Origin of the sequence: Microbacterium sp. NPDC055910, from assembly GCF_042271185.1 — a bacterium.
Lineage (GTDB): Bacteria > Actinomycetota > Actinomycetes > Actinomycetales > Microbacteriaceae > Microbacterium.
Genome location: NZ_JBHJZS010000008.1, coordinates 67,673 through 90,786, shown reverse-complemented (window position 1 = coordinate 90,786; position 23,114 = coordinate 67,673). Strand labels below are relative to the sequence as shown.

Annotated in this window: 24 protein-coding genes; 20 read left to right on the top strand and 4 right to left on the bottom strand. The window is 69.2% G+C overall.

The features are described 5' to 3' along the window. The first annotated feature begins 98 nt into the window (after nt 1-98). From ACFC3F_RS06030 to ACFC3F_RS05990, 9 genes are all read left to right on the top strand, one after another. On the top strand, nt 99-593 hold the full coding sequence (locus ACFC3F_RS06030) for an MFS transporter permease (RefSeq protein ID WP_376127613.1): 495 nt from the start codon (nt 99-101) through the stop codon (nt 591-593). Nucleotides 594-774: 181 nt separating this feature from the next. Continuing rightward, on the top strand, nt 775-1,122 hold the full coding sequence (rplS, locus tag ACFC3F_RS06025) for a 50S ribosomal protein L19 (RefSeq protein WP_376127612.1): 348 nt from the start codon (nt 775-777) through the stop codon (nt 1,120-1,122). Nucleotides 1,123-1,284: 162 nt separating this feature from the next. Then, entirely contained in the window at nt 1,285-2,055 is a 771-nt protein-coding gene (gene lepB, locus ACFC3F_RS06020) for a signal peptidase I (protein WP_376127611.1), read from the top strand. Next, on the top strand, nt 2,052-2,711 hold the full coding sequence (locus ACFC3F_RS06015; RefSeq protein WP_376127609.1) for a ribonuclease HII: 660 nt from the start codon (nt 2,052-2,054) through the stop codon (nt 2,709-2,711). The genes lepB and ACFC3F_RS06015 overlap by 4 nt, the downstream gene beginning before the upstream one ends. Before the next feature lie 48 nt (nt 2,712-2,759). Next, entirely contained in the window at nt 2,760-3,083 is a 324-nt protein-coding gene (locus tag ACFC3F_RS06010) for a DUF2469 domain-containing protein (protein WP_376127607.1), read from the top strand. Between the two features lie 96 nt (nt 3,084-3,179). After that, the gene (locus ACFC3F_RS06005) at nt 3,180-3,548 is read left to right on the top strand and encodes a YraN family protein (RefSeq protein ID WP_376127606.1); all 369 of its coding nucleotides are present in this window, start codon (nt 3,180-3,182) and stop codon (nt 3,546-3,548) included. Then, complete coding sequence (locus ACFC3F_RS06000; RefSeq protein ID WP_376127604.1) at nt 3,545-5,071, top strand: YifB family Mg chelatase-like AAA ATPase; 1,527 nt, start codon at nt 3,545-3,547, stop codon at nt 5,069-5,071. Before ACFC3F_RS06005 ends, ACFC3F_RS06000 begins: the two co-directional genes overlap by 4 nt. Beyond that, a complete protein-coding gene (gene dprA, locus ACFC3F_RS05995; protein WP_376127602.1) occupies nt 5,068-6,246 on the top strand; it encodes a DNA-processing protein DprA in 1,179 nt (392 codons plus the stop codon). The genes ACFC3F_RS06000 and dprA overlap by 4 nt, the downstream gene beginning before the upstream one ends. A 49-nt stretch (nt 6,247-6,295) precedes the next feature. After that, entirely contained in the window at nt 6,296-7,198 is a 903-nt protein-coding gene (locus ACFC3F_RS05990; RefSeq protein WP_376127601.1) for a tyrosine recombinase XerC, read from the top strand. A 5-nt stretch (nt 7,199-7,203) separates the two neighbouring features. Here ACFC3F_RS05990 and ACFC3F_RS05985 read toward each other — a convergent pair whose 3' ends face one another. Beyond that, entirely contained in the window at nt 7,204-7,728 is a 525-nt protein-coding gene (locus tag ACFC3F_RS05985; RefSeq protein WP_376127599.1) for a peptidoglycan DD-metalloendopeptidase family protein, read from the bottom strand. 300 nt (nt 7,729-8,028) lie between these two features. Here ACFC3F_RS05985 and rpsB point away from each other — a divergent pair, with 300 nt between their 5' ends. The 9 genes from rpsB (at nt 8,029) to ACFC3F_RS05940 (ending at nt 14,801) form a co-directional block, all read left to right on the top strand. Further along, a complete protein-coding gene (gene rpsB, locus ACFC3F_RS05980) occupies nt 8,029-9,027 on the top strand; it encodes a 30S ribosomal protein S2 (RefSeq protein ID WP_376127597.1) in 999 nt (332 codons plus the stop codon). A 96-nt stretch (nt 9,028-9,123) separates the two neighbouring features. Then, complete coding sequence (gene tsf, locus ACFC3F_RS05975) at nt 9,124-9,951, top strand: translation elongation factor Ts (protein WP_376127595.1); 828 nt, start codon at nt 9,124-9,126, stop codon at nt 9,949-9,951. Between the two features lie 91 nt (nt 9,952-10,042). Next, a complete protein-coding gene (gene pyrH / locus ACFC3F_RS05970) occupies nt 10,043-10,762 on the top strand; it encodes a UMP kinase (protein ID WP_376127594.1) in 720 nt (239 codons plus the stop codon). Between the two features lie 51 nt (nt 10,763-10,813). Further along, nucleotides 10,814-11,368, top strand: a complete 555-nt coding sequence (frr, locus tag ACFC3F_RS05965) for a ribosome recycling factor (RefSeq protein ID WP_376127592.1) — start codon at nt 10,814-10,816, stop codon at nt 11,366-11,368. 7 nt (nt 11,369-11,375) lie between these two features. Next, nucleotides 11,376-12,428: a phosphatidate cytidylyltransferase gene (locus ACFC3F_RS05960; protein ID WP_376127590.1), complete on the top strand. Its 1,053-nt coding sequence runs from the start codon at nt 11,376-11,378 to the stop codon at nt 12,426-12,428. Beyond that, a complete protein-coding gene (locus tag ACFC3F_RS05955) occupies nt 12,425-12,988 on the top strand; it encodes a DivIVA domain-containing protein (RefSeq protein ID WP_376127588.1) in 564 nt (187 codons plus the stop codon). Before ACFC3F_RS05960 ends, ACFC3F_RS05955 begins: the two co-directional genes overlap by 4 nt. Nucleotides 12,989-13,185: 197 nt before the next feature. Next, nucleotides 13,186-13,782 (top strand): transglycosylase SLT domain-containing protein, encoded by a 597-nt coding sequence (locus tag ACFC3F_RS05950; RefSeq protein ID WP_376127586.1) that lies wholly within the window; start codon nt 13,186-13,188, stop codon nt 13,780-13,782. Between the two features lie 10 nt (nt 13,783-13,792). Then, the gene (locus ACFC3F_RS05945) at nt 13,793-14,077 is read left to right on the top strand and encodes a hypothetical protein (RefSeq protein ID WP_376127584.1); all 285 of its coding nucleotides are present in this window, start codon (nt 13,793-13,795) and stop codon (nt 14,075-14,077) included. Between the two features lies 1 nt (nt 14,078). Then, nucleotides 14,079-14,801 carry an alpha/beta hydrolase gene (locus ACFC3F_RS05940; RefSeq protein ID WP_376127582.1) on the top strand — a complete coding sequence of 241 codons (723 nt, stop codon included), beginning with the start codon at nt 14,079-14,081 and terminating at the stop codon, nt 14,799-14,801. Between the two features lie 5 nt (nt 14,802-14,806). Here the strand turns inward: ACFC3F_RS05940 and ACFC3F_RS05935 are convergent, their stop codons facing one another. Continuing rightward, nucleotides 14,807-15,874 carry an AI-2E family transporter gene (locus ACFC3F_RS05935; RefSeq protein WP_376127580.1) on the bottom strand — a complete coding sequence of 356 codons (1,068 nt, stop codon included), beginning with the start codon at nt 15,872-15,874 and terminating at the stop codon, nt 14,807-14,809. A 167-nt stretch (nt 15,875-16,041) separates the two neighbouring features. Here ACFC3F_RS05935 and ACFC3F_RS05930 point away from each other — a divergent pair, with 167 nt between their 5' ends. Both ACFC3F_RS05930 and ACFC3F_RS05925 read left to right on the top strand, forming a co-directional pair. Further along, nucleotides 16,042-17,874: a glycosyl transferase gene (locus tag ACFC3F_RS05930; RefSeq protein WP_376127579.1), complete on the top strand. Its 1,833-nt coding sequence runs from the start codon at nt 16,042-16,044 to the stop codon at nt 17,872-17,874. Further along, the gene (locus ACFC3F_RS05925) at nt 17,871-18,809 is read left to right on the top strand and encodes a tetratricopeptide repeat protein (RefSeq protein WP_376127577.1); all 939 of its coding nucleotides are present in this window, start codon (nt 17,871-17,873) and stop codon (nt 18,807-18,809) included. The genes ACFC3F_RS05930 and ACFC3F_RS05925 overlap by 4 nt, the downstream gene beginning before the upstream one ends. Before the next feature lie 8 nt (nt 18,810-18,817). On the opposite strand, the gene glgB is transcribed toward ACFC3F_RS05925, so the two are convergent. Together glgB and ACFC3F_RS05915 are read right to left on the bottom strand one after the other, a co-directional pair. After that, a complete protein-coding gene (gene glgB / locus ACFC3F_RS05920; RefSeq protein ID WP_376127575.1) occupies nt 18,818-20,992 on the bottom strand; it encodes a 1,4-alpha-glucan branching protein GlgB in 2,175 nt (724 codons plus the stop codon). Further along, nucleotides 20,989-23,073 carry a maltotransferase domain-containing protein gene (locus ACFC3F_RS05915; RefSeq protein WP_376127573.1) on the bottom strand — a complete coding sequence of 695 codons (2,085 nt, stop codon included), beginning with the start codon at nt 23,071-23,073 and terminating at the stop codon, nt 20,989-20,991. Before ACFC3F_RS05915 ends, glgB begins: the two co-directional genes overlap by 4 nt. Nucleotides 23,074-23,114: the final 41 nt, after the last annotated feature.

Sequence of the window (23,114 nt, the reverse complement as noted above, 5' to 3'; positions counted from 1 at the left end):
CGACTTCGTCCATTCTGTCGGACGCATCGCGGGGAATCTGCTGTGTCCTTGCCGGCGCACCGCGCCGCACGCCTCGAGCGCGGCGTAGCATCGAGGACATGTGGTTGCGACGCGCGTTCTTCGGCTGGCTCATCCCGGCCGCATTCGTGCTGCCCCTGTGGCTGCTCATCGGGTGGGGCGTCTTCAATGCCGGCGCGTGGGCTTTCCTCTGGGTGCTCTTCCTCGCGATCCCCGGCGTGTTCGTCTGGCAGCTCGTGCTGACCCTGCTCATCCGTGCGCGCGGAACCGTCCGCGCGCATCGCGCCGTGACCTGGCCCGACGTCGCCGGTCTGACGGTGTGGCACCTGCTCGTCATCGCCCTGGGCTTTTTCGATCCGAACTGGTGGGCGCTCACCCTCGTCGCCGCGATCGTCGTGGGCCTTGGTCTGTTCTGGTTCGAGCTGTCCCAGTTGTGGAGTCAGGCCAAGCCCTCGGGCTTCCTGCTGCGCACCACGAGCGGGGTGGGCTACATCCCGCCCACGACGACCAGGTCCGACCCCGAGCCGGAGGACGTCATCATCATCACCGAGAAGCCCGGCACGACACGCGGCTGACCTCGCGGCCGCCTCATTTTGGCGGCATCCGTCATTCGTGGCAGAATAGCTGTTTGTGTCCTGATCCGGCTCTGCCTCAGGGGAGCCCGCCATTCGGATCCATGCCGATGGCTTCGGACACACGACATCCTTTCCATTCCTTCCCGCGGTCGACCTGTGGCGGCCGCAGAGAGATACGATCATGCAGATCCTCGATTCCGTCGACGCAGCATCGCTGCGCTCCGACATTCCCGCCTTCGCCCCCGGCGACACCGTCAAGGTGCACGTCAACATCACGGAAGGCAGCCGCTCGCGCATCCAGGTGTTCCAGGGCATCGTGATCGGCCGTCAGGGCGACGGCGTGCGCGAGACCTTCACGGTCCGCAAGATCAGCTTCCAGGTGGGCGTCGAGCGCACCTTCCCGGTGCACAGCCCCGTGATCGACCACATCGAGATCGTGAGCCGCGGTGACGTGCGTCGCGCCAAGCTCTACTACCTGCGCAACCTCCGTGGCAAGAAGGCCAAGATCAAGGAGAAGCGCGAGAACTGACGTTCCCGTCACGATGCCCCGGACCGCGTGTCCGGGGCATCGTCGTCTCTGCGACCGGAACGGGCCGAATCCATCGCGCCTGGCCGTCACCCGGCCTCCGAGTATGCGAACCTTGGAGGACGGTTCCGCCGCCGCCCGGCGTTCTCCCCGCGAAGGATCTCCATGACGACCGAGCAGACGGCGCCGGCTGAACCGCTTCGGTCATCGGCGGACGCGGCGAGTGAGAGCGGCGGTCGCCGCGGATGGCTCATCTTCCTGCGCGACGTGATCGTGATCGTGCTCGTGGCGGTGCTCGTGTCCTTCCTCGTGAAGACGTTCGTCGTACGGTCCTTCTACATTCCGTCCGGCTCGATGGAAGACACGCTCGTCGTCAACGATCGGATCTTCGTCGACGAGCTCACGCCGCGCTTCACCGGCTACGAGCGCGGCGACATCGTCGTCTTCCGCGATCCGGGGGGCTGGCTGCCCCTGACGACGCAGCCGGCACGGTCGCCGTTCATCGAGGCGATCGACGGGATCCTCGGCTTCGTGGGACTGACCGCGCCCGACAGCGACGACCACCTCGTCAAGCGCATCATCGGGCTGCCGGGGGACCACGTCGTCTGCTGCAATGCCCTCGGCCAGCTCACCGTCAACGGCGTTCCGATCGACGAGACGTCGTACACGAAGCTGCCCGGCGGGAGCCCCGCTTCGGCCGACACGTTCGATGTCGTCGTTCCCGAAGACAGCCTGTGGGTGCTCGGCGACAACCGGAACCGGTCGAAGGACTCGCGGTACAACACGAACCAGCCGGGCAAGGGATTCGTTCCGCTGGACAACGTCGTGGGCCGCGCGTTCGTCATCACGTGGCCCTTCGATCGCTTCTCGCTGCTGGATTTCCACCACGATGTCTTCTCCGGTGTGCCCGACGACGAAGAGGTCGACGCGCCGTGACGGTGATCGCACCGCGTCTCACGCTGGAACGGCGGCTGCTCAAAGAGCACGCGCTCGTGATCGCCTGCGACGAGGTCGGCCGGGGGGCACTCGCCGGTCCCGTCGCCGTCGGCGCCGCCGTCATCGACGCCCGGCGCTCGCGTCAGCGGGTGCCCGAGGGGCTGCGCGACTCGAAGCTCGTCTCCGAGCCTCGCCGCCCAGCCGTCGCCGCGCGTGCCGCGCAGTGGGTCTCCGCCAGCGCGGTCGGATGGGCGAGCTCCGCCGAGATCGACGAGATCGGGATCATGCGCGCACTCGGCCTCGCGACGATCCGCGCCCTCGCCGACCTGCGTGCGCACGGGGTCGTCCCCGAAGAGGCGATCGTGCTGCTCGACGGCAACCACGACTACATCACGCCGGCGGGTGCCGTCGGACTGCAGGTTCGACCCGTCGTGAAGGCCGACCGGGACTGCGCCAGCGCCGCCGCGGCATCCGTCATCGCGAAGGTCGCCCGCGACACCCTCATGACACGGCTGCACGATGAGCTGCCCCAGTACGACTGGGCCCGCAACAAGGGATACGCGAGCCCGAGCCATCGTGAGGCCATCCGCTCGCACGGGATCAGCCCGCACCATCGCGCATCCTGGTCGATCGCCGACGCGCCTGCGCTGTTCTGAGCCACGGATGCCGCCCCCTCGGCGCGGCGCGTCTAAGCTGGAGCCACCATGGATGACGACGTTTTCGAGGACTACGATCGCGAGCTCGAGCTTGCGCTCTACAAGGAGTACCGCGACGTCGTTTCGCAGTTCCAGTACGTCATCGAGACCGAGCGTCGGTTCTACCTCGCCAACGACGTCGACGTCGTTCGCCGCGATACCGAGCACGACTTCTATTTCGAGATCTCGATGAGCGATGTGTGGGTGTGGGACATCTATCGCGCCGACAGGTTCGTCAAGAGCGTGCGGGTGCTGACGTTCAAGGACGTCAACGTCGAAGAGCTCACGCGCCGCGACTTCCAGCTCCCCGACGAGCTCTCGCTCGACAGCTGACCACAACGGTTCCTCCCGAGGCGGCCGGTTCGCGAATCGGTCCACCGATCTCGCCGACGACGTTCGCGGTGATGGCGCACGGCCGATGCTGGGTCGATGGCTGCCAAAGACGACCTCGGGCGCGCGGGAGAGGCACGCGCGGCCCAGCACCTCGAACACCTCGGGTACACGATCGTCGACCGGAACTGGCGGTGCCGCGGGGGTGAGCTCGATCTCGTCGCGCTGACGGCCCGTGACATCGTCATCGTCGAGGTGAAGACGCGACGCGGCGAGGGATTCGGGCATCCTTTCGAAGCGATCGACGCGCGCAAGCGCGCCCGCCTCTGGCGGCTCGCGATGGCGTGGATCGCCGGGCATCGCGAGCTCGTCCAAGGGCGTCGATTGCGTTTCGCCGCGGTCGGCATCGTGGGGGACGACCCCGCGCGCGGTCGGCTCGAGCTCATCGACGATCTGGACCTGACGTGACCGTCGCGCGCACGTGGGCGGTCGCGCTGACGGGACTCGACGGTCATCTCGTCGAGGTCGAGGCCGATCTGACCAATCAGACTCCCGACTTCCGGATCATCGGCCTGGGCGACAAGGCGCTCGGCGAAGCCGTGCTGCGCGTGCGCAACGCGACGGCGAACAGCGGGCTCGATCTTCCCCGCCGCCGTCTCACGGTGAATCTCTCGCCCGCGGCACTGCCCAAGCAGGGCTCGGGCTTCGATGTCGCGATCGCGGTCGCCGCCCTCGCGACCGAGGGCGGTCTCGACGCGGCATCGGTGGCGTCCACCGTGCACGTGGGCGAGCTCGGCCTCGACGGGCGTCTTCGCCCCGTCCCGGGTGTGCTGCCGGCCGTCGTGGCCGCAGCACGCGCGGGGATGCAGCGCGTCGTCGTGCCCCACGCGAACCTCGCCGAGGCGCGGCTCGTCAACGGCATCGACGTGCACGGCGCGGTAAACCTCGCCGCGGTCGCCGCGCGACACGGCGCCGACGTCGAAGCGCATGACGAGACGCCCGTCGCGTTGGATGCGCGCGTGACGCCCCCGTCAGCGCCCCTCGATCTCGTCGATGTCGTGGGGCAGGCCGACGCGGTCGAGACGATCGTGGTGGCGGCGGCCGGCGGGCACCACGTGCTCATGTCCGGACCGCCCGGTGCCGGCAAGACGATGCTCGCGCGTCGGATGCCCGGCATCCTGCCCGACCTCGACGATCGTGCGGCGCTGGCATGCGCGTCGATCCTCTCGCTCTCGGGGCGGCCCGTCGCCGAGCTGTCCCGCACGCCGCCCTTCGAGGCACCGCATCACAGCGCCAGCATGGCCGCGCTCGTCGGCGGTGGGTCGCGCGTCGTGCGGCCCGGCGCGATCGCTCGTGCGAGCGGCGGAATCCTGTTCCTCGACGAAGCAGGCGAATTCGCCGGCTCCGCACTCGATGCGCTGCGCCAACCGATCGAACAGGGAGCGATCGAGATCCATCGGGCCGGCGTGACGGCGGCGTTCCCGGCGCGATTCCAGCTCGTGCTCGCCACCAATCCGTGCCCGTGCGGACAGTACGGCGTGCGCGGCGGATCGTGCGTCTGCACGCCGATGGCGATCAGGCGGTATCTCGGGCGCCTGTCGGGGCCGTTGCTCGATCGCATCGACATCGAGCTGCACCTCGAACGCGTCTCGGTCGCGACGCGGGACTCGCGGCATCCTCGGCTGACGACGGTGCAAGCGCGCGAGCGCGTGATCGCCGCGAGGGCGCGGGCCGCGCACCGTCTGCGCGACACGCCCTGGACCGTGAACGTCGCCGTCTCGGGCGCGTGGCTGCGCGATGGCCCGCACGCTCCGTCGCCGACGGTGCGCCGACCGCTCGATACGGCGCTGCACCGCGGCGGGATCACTCTGCGCGGCTATGACCGCGTGCTGCGCGTCGCCTGGAGTCTCGCCGACCTCGCCGGGCGCGCTCAGCTCGGGCTGGACGACGTCGGACGCGCCCTCTATCTGAAGAAAGGTCTCATGCTGTGAGCCGGATCGATCTCTCGCCCGATGCCGCCCGCGCCGCCCTCACCTCGCTCGCTCGCGACGGCGACGATGACGCGGTCGTCATGGAACGCCACGCCCGCGCCGTGTGGTCCTGCCTGGTCGAACCCGGCGACGGTGCGGCCGGACGCATCGTCGCCGCCGAGGGTGCCGTGGGCGCTCTGCGTCACGTGTGCGCACGGGCCGACGCGGCGCGCAGCGATGCCGACATCGGCCGCTGGGTGCCGCGCCTGGTTCAGCGGCCGATCACCGACGCGCTGCGCAACGCCGCGGCCGCCGGCGTACGCCTGATCGTGCCCTCCGACGCGGAGTGGCCGGCAGCGCTGGCTGACCTCGGCGAGCACGCGCCGCTCGCGCTGTGGGTGCGCGGCGATCCGCGCCTGCTCGCGAGCGGGGCGCCGTCGGTCGCCATCGTGGGAGCACGCGCGGCGAGTTCGTACGGAGATCATGTGGCGACCGAGCTCGCGGCGGAGCTCGCCGGTCAGGGCGTCACGATCGTCTCGGGCGCCGCCTACGGGATCGACGGCAGCGCGCACCGTGCCGCCCTGCGCGCGGGCGGCACGACGATCGCCTCACTCGCCGGCGGTGTCGATCAGGCCTATCCTCGCGGGCACAGCGGTCTCATCGACGCGATCGCCGGATCCGGCGCGCTCCTGAGCGAAGTGCCGTGCGGCGCCGCACCCACCAAGTGGCGCTTCCTGCAGCGCAACAGGATCATCGCCGCGTTGGCCGACGCGACGGTCGTCGTCGAAGCGGGGGCGCGGAGCGGATCGCTCAACACGGCAGGGCACGCCGCAGCGATGGGCCGGCCGCTCGGTGCCGTCCCGGGCGCGGTCACGAGCGCGTCGTCGGTGGGCTGCCATCGACTGCTGCGCGAATTCGATGCCGAGTGCATCACGAGCAGCGCCGACGTGCTCGAGATGCTCGGCTACCGCGCGATGCTGCCGGACGTGCCGCCGGACGACCGCCCGCCGACCGACGACACGAGCCGCGTCCGCGACGCGCTGAGCACGCGCTCGTGGCGCGACGCCGCCGACGTCGCCCGGCGCACCGGCATGAGCGGTGGCGAGGTGGAGTCCGTCCTCGGCCTGCTTCAGCTGACGGGAGAGGTCGAGCGCGACGCACGCGGCTGGCGCATGGTGTCGGGCTGCCGGCGGTGAGACGGCGAGCCGCCGCGATCGCGCCGTCCGTGCCCCGCATGCTGGGGACATGCACGTGCACGAGGCGATCGACCGGTGGGCGCGGCATCTCGCCGACGTCCGCCGACTGTCTCCCGCGACGGTGCGCGGGTACCGCGCGGATCTCGCGGACCTCGCGCGCGTCGTCGGCGAGGTCGATGTCGCCGGGATCGACCTCGAGCAGCTGCGGGAATGGCTCTGGCACGCGACCAAGCGCGGTGACGCGCGGTCGACGATCGCACGGCGCACGGCGTCCGTCCGCGGGTTCTTCGCGTGGGCGCTCGAGAACGGCCTGTGCACCGCCGACCCGACGGTGCGACTCGTCGCACCAAAGCGCGGCCGCACGCTTCCCCGGGTGGCCGCCGCGGACGCCCTCGCGTCGATGCTGGATGCCGCGCGCGCGGCCGCCGCCGACGGCGACCCGCTCGCCCTGCGCGACCACGCCGTGCTCGAGCTGCTCTACGGCTCGGGCATGCGCGTCGCCGAGCTGTGCGGGCTCGACATCGACGACGTCGACCGCGAGCGACGCACGGCGCGCGTCGTGGGCAAGGGCGACCGGGAACGCGTCGTGCCGTACGGCGTTCCCGCCGCGAACGCCCTCGACGCCTACCTCGTCCGCTCGCGCCCCGTGCTGGCGGCGCGGGCCGAGACCGGCCCCGCACGCGCCGTGTTCCTCGGTGCCCGCGGAGGACGGGTCGGACCCCGCGCCGTCTACGATGTCGTCGCCCGAGCAGTGTCGCCGATCGCCGGCGGAACGGTCGGGCCTCACGCGCTGCGGCACTCGGCGGCCACGCACCTGCTCGATGGCGGGGCTGATCTGCGCGCCGTGCAGGAGCTGCTCGGTCACGCGAGCCTCGGTACGACCCAGATCTACACGCACGTGTCGAGCGAGCGGCTCACGGCGAGCTACCGTCAGGCCCACCCCCGCGCCTGACACCCTCAGCAGCAGGGGAGGAGCACGGCGCGACGCACGCCGCCGAGGAACAGCAGAGGATTGACGTACTCGCCGTCCACCCGGACCCCGAGGTGGAGCGTTCCCGTCGCCGCGTGTCCGCCCGCCGACACCGCACCGATGATCGCGCCGCGCTCGACGACGGCGCCGACCGCGACCACGGGCTCCACCGGCTCGAGGGTCGACACGACCCCGCCACCGTGATCGATCGTGATGAGGCTGCGGTCGACCACGACGCCCGCGAACGCGACGACGCCCGCCTCGGGAGCGACGACGGTCGCGTCGCCGACGGGCCGCACGTCGATGCCGCGATGACCGGGGGCGTAGCGGTGCTCGGGAGCCGCGTACGGCGCCACGATGCGCGAGGCGGCCAGCGGCCAGTCCCACCCATCGAACGGGTCCGCGGCAGGGCCGGATGCGCCGACGGGTTGCGCACCGCCGAGACAGCACGCGAGGACGAACACGAACGCGACGACGCGCCTCGCGCGCGCGGCATCCGCCTTCGTCTCCACCCGGATGATTCTCGCGGCGTCGCGAACGGCAGATGCGAGCACTCCGGAACCCGTGCGAAACGGCGTCCGACGGCCCGTTGGGGAGGAGCGCCGGCTGTTACACTGGAGGCGCATCTCGTCTATCGAGATGACTACGCGTGCCCAGAGCGCCGACGATTCCCCGGAACCGGACGGCGCGGCATCCACTCCCACCGGTCTCTTCGATGAAGAGCGGGCGTGCGCCGGGCACCAGGCTCGCCGACCTATGTCGGCGGAAAACAACCGCAAGAGGCGCGCGAGCGCCAGAACAGGAGAACGGCCATGGCCGTCGTCACGATCCGCCAGCTGCTCGACAGCGGCGTCCACTTCGGACACCAGACCCGCCGCTGGAACCCGAAAGTCAAGCGCTTCATCCTCACCGAGCGCTCGGGCATCCACATCATCGACCTGCAGCAGTCGCTGTCGTACATCGACAAGGCGTACGAGTTCGTCAAGGAGACGGTCGCCCGCGGTGGCACGGTCCTCTTCGTCGGCACGAAGAAGCAGGCGCAGGAGATCATCGCCGAGCAGGCGACCCGCGTCGGCCAGCCCTACGTCAACCAGCGCTGGCTCGGTGGCCTGCTCACCAACTTCCAGACGGTGTCCAAGCGCCTCGCCCGCATGAAGGAGCTCGAAGAGCTCGACTTCGACGACCCGGCCTCGAGCCCCTTCACCAAGAAGGAGCTGCTGCTCAAGAAGCGCGAGCTCGACAAGCTGCACAAGTCGCTCGGCGGCATCCGCAACCTGCAGAAGACGCCGTCGGCCATCTGGGTCATCGACGCGAAGCGCGAGCACCTCGCGGTCAACGAGGCCACGAAGCTCGGCATCCCCGTCATCGGCATCCTCGACACCAACGCCGACCCCGACGAGTTCCAGTACCCGATCCCCGGCAACGACGACGCGATCCGCTCGGTGAGCCTGCTCACGCGTGTCATCGCGGATGCCGCAGCCGAGGGCCTCATCCAGCGTCACCAGCCGCAGGGCGAGACCGCAGAGGCCGCTGAGCCGCTGGCCGAGTGGGAGCGCGAGCTGCTCGAGCAGGGTGCGCCGGTCGAGACCGACGTCGCCGCCGTCGAGATCGCCGCGACCGAGTCGGCCGCCGACGCTGCCGGTGCTGCCGCGCACGACGCCGCTGCCGGAGCCGCGCCGGCCGAGGCTGCCGTGGAGGCTGCCGAAGCCGCCGACGAGGCGAGCCAGGACGCCGCGGCGCCCGTCAAGGACGAGGCCGCAGCGAAGGTCGCCGCCGACGAGGCAGAGGCCGTCAAGGAAGCAGCGGAGTAAGACTCCCCACACGACGAGGTCCCGGCCGGGTGCGGTGCACCGCCCCCACCCGGCCCGGGACATCCCCGAGAACTCACACAACCAAGGAGCCGCCACATGGCAAACTTCACGATCGCCGACATCAAGACGCTGCGTGAGCAGCTCGGCACCGGCATGGTCGACACCAAGAAGGCGCTCGAGGAGGCCGACGGCGACCTCGAGAAGGCCGTCGAGATCCTGCGCCTCAAGGGGGCGAAGGGCAACGCCAAGCGTGCCGATCGTTCCACGAGCGAAGGCCTCGTCGCCGCGAAGCAGTCCGGTGACACCGTCACGATCATCGAGCTGAACACCGAGACCGACTTCGTCGCGAAGAACGAGCGCTTCATCGCCCTCGCCGACAAGGTTCTCGACGCCGCGATCGCCGCCGGCGCCGACTCGGCCGAGGCCGCTCTCGCCGCGCCCGCCGGCGACAGCACGATCGCCGAGCTCATCTCGGACGAGGCCGCCATCATCGGCGAGAAGGTCGAGCTGCGTCGCGTTCGCACGCTGACCGGTGACGCCTTCGAGATCTACCTGCACAAGACGAGCAAGGACCTGCCCCCGCAGGTCGGCGTCGTCCTCGCGTACACGGGATCGGACACCGAGACGGCGCGCAGCATCGCGCAGCACATCTCGTTCGCCAACCCCTCGTACCTGTCGCGTGATGAGGTGCCCGCCGCCGACATCGAGCGCGAGCGTGAGATCGTCACGGAGATCTCGCGCAACGAGGGCAAGCCCGAGGCTGCGCTCCCGAAGATCGTCGACGGTCGCGTGAACGCCTTCGTCAAGCAGGTGTCGCTGCTCGACCAGGACTACGCGAAGGACAACAAGCTCTCGGTGGCGAAGGTCGCCGAAGAGGCCGGTCTCACCCTGACCGGCTTCGCCCGCTTCAAGGTCGGCGCGTAAGACATCGCAAGGGCCCGCATCCTCGGCGATGCGGGCCCTTCGCATGCACGGAGTTCGCGGAGGGTAGTTTGTACACGGCGAGAGGAAAACAGTGATCGATGAAGCCACGGGACGCCGCCGCGTCCTCTTGAAGCTGTCGGGCGAAGCATTCGGAGCGGGGCAGCTGGGGGTCAACCCCGACGTCGTGAGCCAGATCGCACGCGAGATCGCCGCGGCGGTCGACCGTGTCGAGATCGCCATCGTCGTCGGCGGGGGCAACTTCTTCCGCGGCGCTGAGCTCAGCCAGCGCGGCATGGAACGCGGCCGGGCCGACTACATGGGCATGCTCGGAACCGTCATGAACGCGCTCGCGCTCCAGGACTTCCTCGAGCAGGCCGGCGCCGCCACGCGCGTGCAGTCCGCCATCTCGATGACACAGGTCGCCGAGTCCTACATCCCGCTGCGCGCCGAGCGCCACATGGAGAAGGGACGCGTCGTGATCTTCGGTGCCGGCGCCGGCCTGCCGTACTTCTCGACCGACACCGTCGCGGCGCAGCGCGCGCTCGAGATCGGCGCTCGTGAGGTGCTCGTCGCCAAGAACGGCGTCGACGGCGTCTACACGGCGGATCCCAAGACCGACGCGACGGCGACCAAGATCGACCGGATCACCTACCTCGACGCGCTTCAGCGCGGCCTCAAGGTCGTCGATTCGACGGCGTTCAGCCTGTGCATGGACAACAGCATGGACATGCGCGTGTTCGGCATGGAGCCGGCAGGCAACGTCACGCGCGCTCTGCTCGGAGAACCGATCGGCACACTCGTCACGGCGTGACGGGACCACGCCGATAGACTTGCCCCCGCACCACTACGCGAAGGAGACACTGTGATCGCGGACGTCTTGACCGATGCCGGAGCGCGCATGGACCGCGCCGTCGAGGCAGCGAAGGAGGACTTCGCGACGGTTCGCACCGGTCGCGCGAATCCTCAGCTGTTCCAGAAGATCCCGGTGGACTACTACGGCACTCCGACTCCGCTGGATCAGCTCGCGTCGCTGAACAACCTCGAGGCGCGCACGATCATCGTGACGCCCTACGACAAGTCGGCCCTCAAGGCCATCGAGCAGGCGATCCGCGACCAGCCGAACATCGGGGCGAACCCGACCAACGACGGCAACATCGTCCGCGTCACGCTGCCCGAGCTCACCGAGGAGCGTCGCAAGGAGTACGTCAAGCTCGTGCGGAGCAAGGGCGAGGACGCGAAGGTGCACGTGCGCGGACTGCGTCGCAAGGCGAAGGACGAGCTCGACGCGCTCAAGGGAGACGTCGGCGAGGACGAACTCGTGCGGGCCGAGAAGGACCTCGACGCGCTCACACGCACCCACGTCGACGCGATCGACGATGCGCTCAAGCGCAAAGAGACAGAGCTGCTCGAGGTCTGACGAACCCATGACCGAGGCATCCGGATCAGACCCGGGAGACACCCCGGCTCCGGTTCCGCCGCAGACGCGGAAGGATGCCGCGGAGTCTCGCCGACACCTTGACGACGGGGCGGATCCCACCGCTGTCTTCCAATCGCACGTGCGAGCCGCGCGCAGCGAGTTCGAGCATCAGATCGCGCAGGCGCGCACCGACTTCGAAGAGGTCAACGAGCGTATCAAGCAGCGCACGGGGCGTGACCTGCTCGTCGCCATCGTCATCGCGGTCGCGATCGGCGGCGTTCTGCTGGCGTCGCTGCTGCTGTTCTCGTGGGGCTTCGCCGTCTTCGCGCTCGCGGCCGCTCTCTTGGCGGTCTTCGAATTCTCACGCGCTCTCATCGCCGCCGGCTGGCGGATCGATGTCATCCCGCAGCTGATCTCCGCGACCGCCGTCATCGCGGCGGGCTTCTTCCTCGACGCGTGGCTGCTGTGGGTCGTCGTCTTCGTCGCCATCGCCGTCATCGTGATTTGGCGCCTCCTGGCGCAGATGACCGCGCACGACGGCCGCACGTACGGTGACGTCCTCACCGACGTGCTCGTCGGTGCGTTCGTCCAGCTCTACGTGCCCTTCTTCGCAAGCCTCGCGCTCGTTCTGCTTCGCCAGGACGGCGGGGAATGGTGGGTGCTCGGCTTCATCATCGTCGCCGTCGCCTCGGACACCGGTGCGTACGTCGCCGGCATCAGCTTCGGGCGCCACCCGATGGCACCGCGCATCAGCCCCAAGAAGACGTGGGAGGGCTTCGGCGGAGCCGTGGTCGCCGCCGTCGTCGCCGGCGTGCTCATCGCGATGTTCATGATCGGCATCGAATGGTGGATGGGCGTGGTCTTCGGCCTCGTCATCCTCGCCACCGCGACGATCGGCGACCTGGGTGAATCGATGATCAAGCGCGATCTCGGCATCAAGGACATGAGTTCGTGGCTTCCCGGACACGGGGGAGTCCTCGACCGGCTCGACTCGATCCTCCCGTCCGCGACGGCGGCGCTCGCGCTCTACTACCTCTTCACTCCGTTGGTGGCCTCATGACGACGACCGAGACGACACCGACCGCGTTCCCGCAGAGCCGCGGCCGGGCGAAAGGCTACGAGAAGCGCGCCGTCGACGCCTTCCTCGCGCGCGCCCGCCGCGCGTTCGAAGACGACGACCCGGGCCGGGTCACGGCAGCCGAGGTGCGCCAGGTCGCCTTCCCGCTGGTCCGCAAGGGCTATTCCATAGCGGCGGTCGATGCGGCGCTGAGCCGCATCGAAGACGCTTTCGCCGTCCGCGAGCGGGAGGCGGCTCTGGCCCGGCTCGGCGCGGAAGCCTGGGTCGACCACGCGCGCGAGACCGCTCAGGTCGTGCTCGACCGGCTGTCCCGTCCGAACGGCAAGCGGTTCGCGACCGTCGGCGTCCTGCGGTACGGGTACCGCATCGACGAGGTCGACCTCGTCGCCGACAAGCTGGCGCGCTACCTCGAGAGAGGTGAGCCGCTGACGATCGAACAGGTGCGCTCGGTCGCGTTCCGCATGCAGCGCGGGGGATATCGCGAAGTGCAGGTCGACGCCGTGCTCGATGCGGTCGTCGAGGTCATGCTCGCCGTCACGTGAGAGGACGCTCATGCGCAGCATCCGCACGCGAATGGCACGGCGCCGGACCGGCCGGTAGACTCGGCGGCACTGTGACTACCGGCGATGAGATGTTCCGCGCGCGGCGTTCCGCCCGCCAGGACGTCGCGACCGCTTCTTCTGCGCCACCGTCGCGTCGCTCGTCAGCCATGACGCCGCGCTGGTCGCGAAGGCGGGGCGTGCTCGGAGTCTTCGCGGCGTTCGCCGCCGTGGGTTTCGTCGCCGCATACGCGGGCACGGCGGGCATGGCCGTCTCGCAGGCCAACGCCGAAGAGCCCGCGTCGTCGCTGTACGCCGCATCGCTCGAGCACGTGCAGACGTACGAGGGCGTCATGACGGCCAGCGCCGCCGAGGCGGAGGGGCTTCTCGATCTCGGCCGCGACGGCTACTCGGTGTATGTCACCCCCAAACCGACGCCGACGCCGACGCCGACACCGACGCCGACGGCACGCGAGGGCGTCGCTCCTGCCGCTCCGGCTCCTCCTCCCGTGTACAGCGGCGGCGGCTCACCCGCCGAATGGATGGCCGCTGCGGGCATCGCCGAAGCGGATTGGGGCTATGTCGACTTCATCGTCGGACGGGAGAGCGGCTGGAATCCCAACGCGACCAACCGTTCCTCCGGCGCATGCGGCCTCGTTCAGGTCTATCCCTGCGGCAAGCTCGCGAACGCCTACGACCCGGTGGTGAACCTCACGTGGGCCAACGGCTACGCGACGGGACGCTACGGCAGCTGGGCAGGCGCGCACGACTTCTGGATCCGCAATCACTGGTGGTAGGTGGCTGACGATGCCCAGGTCCAACCGCCGTCGGCGCGATGATGGTGGCGACGAGTCGTTCGAGCGCCTCCTCGCCGGGTGGAAGCGCACCGAGACGCGTCGCGGAGTCGAATGGAGCGTGCAGCCGGTCGCTGCAGCGAAGTCGCTCAAGGCCTACACGTGCCCCGGATGCCGCGGCTCGATCGAGTCCGGCACGGCGCATGTCGTGGCGTGGCGTAGCGGCGGGGTCATGGGCGATGCGGCCGATCTGGCGGCACGGCGACACTGGCACGAACACTGCTGGAGGATCAGCTGACATGGAGATCCGCGGACCGATCATGCTCCCCGCGCGGCGCGAGGACATCGAGCTGCAGACGCTCGACGGGTTGACGCTCGTCGGCGAACTGGCGCTGCCCCTCGAGCGCGAACCCGTCGCCACCCTCGTGACGCTGCACCCCCTGCCCACGGCGGGCGGCTTCATGGATTCGCACATCCTGCGCAAGGCCGCCGGCAGGCTTCCGGCACTCGCCGACCTCGCCGTGCTCCGCTTCAACACGCGAGGCACGACGTCGCCTCGCGGAACGAGCGAGGGCGAGTTCGACGGCGGGGCGGCCGAAGCGTTCGATGTGGCCGCAGCGATGGCGTTCGTCACCGAGCGCGGGCTTCCCCGGCCGTGGCTCGTCGGCTGGTCGTTCGGCACGGAACTGGCGCTGAAGTACGGGCGCGACCACGACGTCGAGGGCGCTGTGCTGCTCTCGCCCCCGCTGCACCGCGCGACGCCGGATGAGGTCGCGGCGTGGCACGCGGACCCGCGCAAGCTCGTCATCCTCGTGCCCGAGCTCGACGACTATCTGCGACCGGATGCTGCCGCCGAGAAGTTCGCGAGCGTTCCGGACGCCGAGCTCATCGCCGTCGAGGGCGGCAAGCACCTGTGGGTCGGCGAGAACCAGACCCGGCGGGTGCTCACCGAGATCGTCGCCGCCGTCAACCCCGACGCGCTGCCCCTGCCCACCACGTGGGAGCCGGCCGAAGGCGCGTAGGGCAGCTAGCGCTCGTTCATCCGGGGTATGACCACCTGCCGATAGATGATGAGCAGGCTCGCGGCGACGGGGATGGCGATGAGCGCCCCGAGCAGGCCCAGCAGCGAGCCGCCGGCGAGGGCCGCGATGACCACGACCGCACCGGGTACCGAGACGGCGCGGTTCATGATGCGCGGCGAGACGATGTAGGCCTCCACCTGCATGTAGATGAGGTACCAGACGGCCGCCGTGATGGCGGTGGCGGGCGAACCGAGGCCCGGGATGAGGCACGTCAGCACGATGATGGTCGATCCGGTGAGGGTTCCCACCAGCGGAATGAGCGAGAAGAAGAACGCGACGACCGCGAGCACGGCGGGGAACGGCGCCTGGATGATCGTGAGGAAGATCGCGCTCAGGATGCCGTTGATGACGCCGAGGCTCAGCTGCCCGATGACGTAGTAGCCGACCGAATCGGTGATCTGCTCACCGAGGTCGACGAACCGCTCACGCTTGGATGCCGGGACGAGCTGGTAGACCGAACGCTTCAGGCTCGGGGTCGACGCCGTCAGGTAGATCGTGAGGATGAGCACGATGAATGCACCCATGAGGCCGGCGACGATCGTCATCCCGGCACCGATGACACCGCCGGTGATCGAACCCCAGTTGTCCATGAGCCAGGATTCGATGTTGTCGAGCACATCGAGGATGAACGCCGGATCCAGCCCGGGGAAGATCGACTGCAGCCAGGCCGTGGTCTCTTCGAGGAACTGGGGAAAGTCGCGGCTGAACAGGTAGTCGGAGATGACCTCGATGAGCTGTGCGATCTGGGCCAGGATGATCGGCAGCACGAGCAGCACGATCCCCGCGAACAGCGCCAGGACGAGGAAGATCGTGATGAGAACAGCCGCCCAGCGCGGCATCTTGCGTCGTTCGAGCCAGCCGACGATGGGATCCAGACCCAGGGAGAGGAACAGGGCGGTTCCGACGTAGAGCAGGATCGTCGACAGGTTCTCGATGCTCCCGATGAGCACCAGTCCGAGACCGACCCCCAGGGTCGCCACGAACGCCGTCCGGAATGGGTTGTGCACCTTCATCGTCGGCGGCCCGCCTTTCCTGCGATTGCTTCCGTAAGGATACGCAGTGCAGACCCTCAGCCACGGGATTGCTCCCTCTCGGAGGATGTCCAGCCGTGTTTCGCTAGTCTGAAATGTCGGATCGTGGGTTCGCCAGGCCAGGTGCGGACCCGGAAGAGGTGTGTTTCGTGCGTTTCGTATGGGCTGTGGCGGCGTTCGTCCTTGCCGCCGTGCTGATCGGCGCGGGCATCGCCCAGCGCACGGTCTTCCAGGGCCCGAAGACGACGACGACCGAGATATCGGTGAGCGAAGACGCGCCGTATCTGCTCGTCGACGGCAGCGTGCTCGGCGCGATGCCGGGCACCCAGACGCTGCGAACGCAGGGCCCCGGCGAGATCTTCGCCGCCTACGGCCGGACCTCCGACATGGTCTCGTGGCTTGCCGAGACCCCGTACAACAGCGTCACGCTCGACAGCGAGGGCGCCCCCGTCGTCGACCTCGTCGAACCCGAACCGCCGGTGGTCGATGAATCCGACGAGGCCACGGCCGAAGACGACGCTGCAGCAGAAGAGAGCGAGGCGGCGCCGGCACGATCGCCGATCGGATCGGATCTGTGGCTCGACGAGTTCCTCGAGAGCGACGTGCTGATCGCGCCGCTGCAGCTGCCGGCCGAAATGAGCGTCCTGGTCGCGACCGACGGCACGCAGCCCGCGCCATCCGCGGTGTCGATCTCGTGGCCCATCGACAACAGCACACCGTGGGCCGGACCCCTCATCGCCGTGGGCGGCATCTTCATGGCCGCCGGCATCGTCTTGTACATCCTCGGCATCCGACACGTGCGGCGCGCCCGCGGACCGCGACGCAAGGGACTGCCCATGCCCGTGACCGAGCCGATCGATCTCGCGCTGGAGGACCCCGACAAGGGCGTCATCTCCGCCGGCGAGCCGAAGCCCCGTGCTGTGGAGCGCGGGCGGCGCGCCTTCGCGGCGATTCCCGTCGTCACGATCTCCGCCCTGCTCTTCTCGGGATGCACCGCGGATGCCTGGCCGCAGCTGGGCGAGACGCCCACGCCCACCCCGACCCCGACGGTCATCGTTCCGGAGGGGCAGCAGTCTCCCGCCGTGACGAAGGCGCAGGCTGAGCGCATCCTGGCCCGCATCGGCGAGACGGTCGCCGAAGCGGACCAGGCGATGGACGCGGAGCTCGCTGCCACGCGACTGGACGGCGCCGTGCTGGCCACACGCGAGACGAACTACACCCTCCGGGGGGCGATCGCCGACTACGCGGCACCGCAGCCGATCATCACGAAGCCCGTCGAGATCCTGCTGCCGCAGGCCTACGACGGCTGGCCGCGATCGATCATGGCGGTCGTCGACGACGAGGCGTCCAAGACCTCGAGCATCATGATCATGACGCAGGCCGACCCCTGGGCGTCGTACAAGCTCACCTACCAGGCGAGCCTGGAGGCGGCGACGCTCATGCCGGATCTGGCCGCATCGTACGTCGGAGCATCGCAGATCCCGCCGGACTCGTCGTTTCTCATCATGGCTCCCGAAAAGCTCGCGGCGGCCTACGCCGACATCGTCGACAACGGTGAGGACAGCGAGTTCGCCGGCTTGTTCGAGCCCGAGGGAGACCAGTTCCGAACGAGCATCGCCGCCGACAGGCAGGCTCGTCTCGACGCGTTCAACCAGACCGCGACGAACACGGGAAGCCTCACGTTCGAGGCGGTCGCCGGCGCGCAGCCGCCGTTCGCGATCGCTACGCTCGAGAGCGGAGCAATCGTCGCTGTGAACATCCACGAAGTCGACACGGTCAAGCCGACCAATACCGACGCCGTGATCAAACTCGAGACGAACCCGACCGTGCAGACGCTCGCGGGCGCCGACCAGTCGTCGACGGGATTCAGCACGACCTACAGCGACCAGCTGTTCTTCTACGTCCCCGGCCAAGGCTCATCCGAGAAGATCCGTCTCCTCGGCTACGGCTCCGCCATCCTCGATGCGAAGGTGATCAGTTGACCAATCCCACTCCCGCCGCGGCACTGCGCGGCGCCGTCGACCTGTCCGCGCTGCGCAACCGGCCCGCCGCCCCCACCGCCGAGTCCGGCGATGCGCCTGCGGCGCCGTCGCTCGTCTTCGACGTGACCGATGCCACCTTCCCGCAGGTTCTCGAGCTCTCGCGCACGGTGCCTGTCGTCATCGACCTCTGGGCGGAATGGTGCGGACCCTGCAAACAGCTCGGACCGATCCTCGAACAGGTCGTCACCGAACTCGCCGGCAAGCTCGTGCTGGGCAAGGTCGACGTCGACGCCAACCCGCAGCTGGCGCAGGCCTTCCGGGCGCAGTCGATCCCGATGGTGCTCGCTCTCGTGGGCGGTCAGCCGGTACCCCTGTTCACCGGCGCCGTGCCCGAGCAGCAGGTGCGCGACGTCTTCGCCCAGCTGCTGCAGCTGGCGGCGCAGAACGGAGTGACGGGCACGGTCCCCGTCGCCGGTGCGGACGCCGACGAGGTCGCCCCGGCAGAAGAGGTCGAACCGCCGCTGCCGCCGCTGCACGCCGAGGCTTTCGCCGCGATCGAAGAAGGCGACTACCCGCGCGCGATCGCCGCCTACGAGCAGGCGCTGAACGAGAACCCCCGCGATGCCGATGCCCGTGCGGGCCTCGGTCAGGTGCGCCTCCTCGACCGGGTCAAGGACCTCGATCTGCAACAGGCGCGCGCCGAGGCCGCGGCTGCGCCCACGGGTGTCGCCGCGCAGTTCGCCGTCGCCGATCTCGATGTCACGGGCGGGCACATCGACGACGCGTTCGAGCGCCTGCTCGAACTGTTCGCGGCGCTGCCGTCCGACGAGCGCGGACCGGTGCGCGAGCGGCTTCTCGAGCTCTTCGACCTGGTCGGCGATGCCGACTCTCGTGTTCTGCGCGCCCGGGGGCGTCTGGCCAACCTGATGTTCTGACGCCGCGGTCAGCCACGTGTCGGCGTCGGGATGTGCGTGTCGGGCTCGTGGCGCAGCCACAGCACCCCGAGGGGCGGCAGTGCGAGCGAGGCGCGTCCTTCGGCATCGGCATGCACGACGCCTGCGTTGCCGACGCCCGAGCCACCGAACTCGTGCGCATCGGTGTTCAGAATCTCGTGCCAGACACCGTGTCCGGGCAGATCCAGCCGGTACCCGACGAGCGAAGCACCCGAGAAGTTGCACACGATCGCGACCGTCCGGCCGTGCCGATCCCGACGCGTGAACGCGATGACGTCGGGGTTCCACGTCGGACCGCCGATGCGTGCGAACGCGGACCCGTCGCTGTCGCGTGACCACAGCGCCGGCTCGGCCCGGTACGTGCGGTTGAGCGCACCGACGAAGGTCAGCAGCTGCGCGTGCGACGGCTGCTCCAGGATCCACCAGTCGAGCCCGCGGCCCTCGGACCACTCGGAGGGCTGACCGAACTCCTGGCCCATGAAGAGCAGCTGCTTGCCCGGATGGCCCCACATATAGGCCAGGTACGCACGCATGTTCGCCAGCTTCTGCCAGTGATCCCCGGGCATGCGGCCGAACAGACTGCCCTTTCCATGCACCACTTCGTCGTGGCTGATCGGCAGGACGTAGTTCTCGCTGAAGGCGTAGACGAACGAGAACGACAGTTCACCCTCGTGATGCGACCTGTGCATCGGGTCGCGGGCGATGTACTCGAGGGAGTCGTTCATCCAGCCCATGTTCCATTTGAACCCGAACCCGAGGCCGGCCTGATGGGTCGGCGTCGTCACGCCGGGGAAGCTCGTGGACTCCTCCGCGATCATCGCGATCCCGGGATAGCGCCGGTACGCCGTCGCGTTGACCTCCTGCAGGAACGCGATCGCTTCGAGGTTCTCCCGGCCCCCGTGCACGTTGGGCTCCCAATCGCCCGGCTCCCGTGAATAGTCGAGGTACAGCATCGACGCGACGGCGTCGACGCGCAGCCCGTCGACGTGGAACTCCTCGAACCAGTACAGGGCGTTCGCGACGAGGAAGTTGCGCACTTCGCGTCGGCCGTAGTCGAAGATGTAGGTTCCCCAGTCCCGGTGCTCGCCGCGGCGGGGGTCTGCGTGCTCGTACAGCGGTTCGCCGTCGAACCGCGCGAGGGCGAACGAGTCCTTGGGGAAGTGCCCCGGAACCCAGTCCATGATCACGCCGATGTCCGCCTGGTGCAGCTGATCGATGAGGTACCGGAGGTCGTCCGGCGTGCCGTACCGGCTCGTCGGCGCGTAGTAGCCCGTCACCTGGTAGCCCCACGACCCGCCGAACGGGTGTTCGGCCAGCGGCATGAACTCGACATGCGTGAAGCCGTGCTCGGTGACGTAGTCCACGAGCGGTTCTGCCGCGTCGCGATACGACAGCCCGGGGCGCCACGAACCCAGGTGCACTTCGTACACCGACATCGGCTCCGTCACGGGGGCTGTGCGGGCACGTCGGACCATCCAGTCGCGGTCCCGCCACGCGTAGGTCGACTCGGTCACGACCGACGCCGTGGCCGGGGGGACTTCTGCCCAGCGCGCCATCGGGTCGGCCTTCATGATCCATGCGCCGCCGCGCGTCAGGAGCTCGTACTTGTAGGCGGTGCCGGCGCCGAGGCCGGGAACGAAGAGCTCCCAGACACCGCTCGCGCCCATCGAGCGCATGGCGTGGCCCCGGCCGTCCCAGCCGTTGAAGTCGCCGACGACGCGGACGGCACGAGCGTTCGGAGCCCAGACGGCGAACGCGACCCCCGTGACGTCGCCGAGCGTGCGCACGTGCGAGCCGAGGACCCGCCACAGCTCTTCGTGGCGACCTTCGCCGATCAGATGCAGGTCGAGCTCGCCGAGAGTCGGTCCGTGCCGGTAGGGATCGTCGATGACGTGATCAGCACCGGATTCGTAGTGTGTGACCAGCTCATACGCCCCCGCAGAACCCCCGCGCGTGCCCTCCCAGATCCCGTTGCGCACGTGTTCGAGGGGAACGCGCGTACCGTCGCCGAACACCGCGGTGACGCTGCGCGCGAGCGGCCGGCGTGCGCGGACGACCCAGCCGGACGCACCCTCGTCGTCGGCCGCAGGGTGCAGACCCAGCACCCCGTGCGGGTTGTGATGCGAACCGGTCGCGACGGTGTCGAGGACGTGCTCGTCGATCATGTGCGCTCCGTGACGTGGAGGATGTGCACCGGTTCGGTGAATGCGTCGAGCCGCACGAAGTTGTGATCCGTCCAGGTCCACGTCGCGCCGGTCACGAGGTCTTCGACCTCGTAGGGCTCATTCGGTTCGACCCCCCACACGCGGGTATCCAGATGCACCGTCGTCTGACGTGCCGAGTGCGGATCGACGTTGACCACGACGATGATCGTGTCGCTGCGGCCGGTCGGCGTGAGCGCGGCATCCACGTGCTTGGCGTACACGAGGATCGCGTCGTCGTCGCTCCAGTGGACCGTGAGGTTGCGCAGCTGACCCAGCGCGGGGTGATCTCGCCGGATCTCATTGAGACGCGTGAGGAAGGGCGCGAGGGAGTCGCCGCCCGCTTCGGCCGCCGCCCAGTCGCGGACCTTCAGCTCGTACTTCTCGTTGTCGATGTTCTCTTCCGACCCCGGTCGCGCCACGTTCTCGTAGAGTTCGTAGCCCGCGTACACGCCGTACGCGGGTGCGGCCGTCGCCGCGATCGCCGCACGGATGCGATAGGCGGCACGTCCGCCGAACTGGAGGTACTCGGTGAGGATGTCGGGGGTGTTCACGAACAGGTTGGGGCGCAGGAAGTCGGCCGTGTCCTGACTGATCGAGGTGAGGAACTCCTCGAGCTCCTGCTTCGTGTTGCGCCACGTGAAGTAGGTGTAGCTCTGCTGGAATCCCACCGCCGCGAGGCCCTGCAGCGGGGCGGGGCGCGTGAAGGCCTCCGCGAGGAACACGACCCCCGGATGCCGCGTGGTCACGGCATCGATCAGCCACTCCCAGAACTGCAGCGGCTTGGTGTGCGGATTGTCGACGCGGAAGATCTCGACACCCTGTGCGATCCAGTGCTCGACGATGCGCAGGACTTCGGCGCGGATACCCTCGGGGTCGTTGTCGAAGTTGACCGGATAGATGTCCTGGTACTTCTTAGGCGGGTTCTCGGCGTAGGCGATCGTCCCGTCGGGAAGCGTCGTGAACCATTCCGGATGCTCGGTGACCCACGGATGGTCGGGTGAGGCCTGCAGTGCGAGATCGAGCGCGATCTCGACGCGCTCATCGCGGGCGGCGCGCACGAACGCCCGGAAGTCCTCGAGCGTGCCGAGGTCGGGGTGCACGCTGTCGTGGCCGCCTTCCGCGGCGCCGATGGCCCACGGCGAGCCCGGGTCGGTCGGTCCTGCCTCGAGCGTGTTGTTGGGCCCTTTTCGATTCCGCCTGCCGATCGGGTGGATCGGCGGCAGATACAGCACGTCGAAGCCCATCGCGGCGACGGCCGGAATACGCTCGGCCGCCGTGCGGAAAGTGCCGCTGCGTACTGTCCCATCGGGAAGGCGCACGGCGCCCTCCGACCGCGGGAAGAACTCGTACCAGGCGCCGACGCCGGCGCGCTCGCGTTCGACGAGCAGCGCGTGGTCGTCACCGATCGTGACGAGCGACATGAGCGGCCGTGCCTCGAAGAACCCGGCGATGTCGGAGTCTCGGACGATGTCGAGGGCCGCGGCATCCGTCGTCTCGGGGTCGCGCAGCGAGGCCGCCGCCACGCGCAGCGCGCGCCGTTCGGTGGCGGGCCTGGTCTTCTCGCCGGCGGCGCGGTCGAACAGCAGCGCGCCGCTCTCACGCATGAGGGGTGCGTCGACTCCCGCTGCGATCTTGAGATCGGCGGCGTGCCGCCACGTGCCGACGTCGTCGCCGAACGCCTCGAATCGGAAGGTCCACACGCCCTCTTCGAGGGGTGCGATCAGCGCCTCCCAGCGATCGAATCCGTCGCCGAGGGGGCGGAGCCTGTGCAGCGACATCGCGCCGGACGGGGTGCTGAGCCGGACATGGACCCCGATGCGGTCGTGCCCCTCGCGGAAGGCCGTCACGCGGAACGGCACGACTTCGCCGCGGAACGCCTTCGGACGGAAGCGGCCGCCGGGGACAGCCGGCGTGGGGAGCGAGAGCGGGATTCGCGCCGTCACGGTGTCGCGGTCCGGCGAGCCGTGCGCAGTCTCGCGCAGCGGGATCTCGTCGGCACTCCGCCAGGAGCGGGAGGGTTCGGTACGCGACGGCTTCACCACGGTTCGAACCTATCGAACCGCCTCCGCGCGCGACAGGCCTT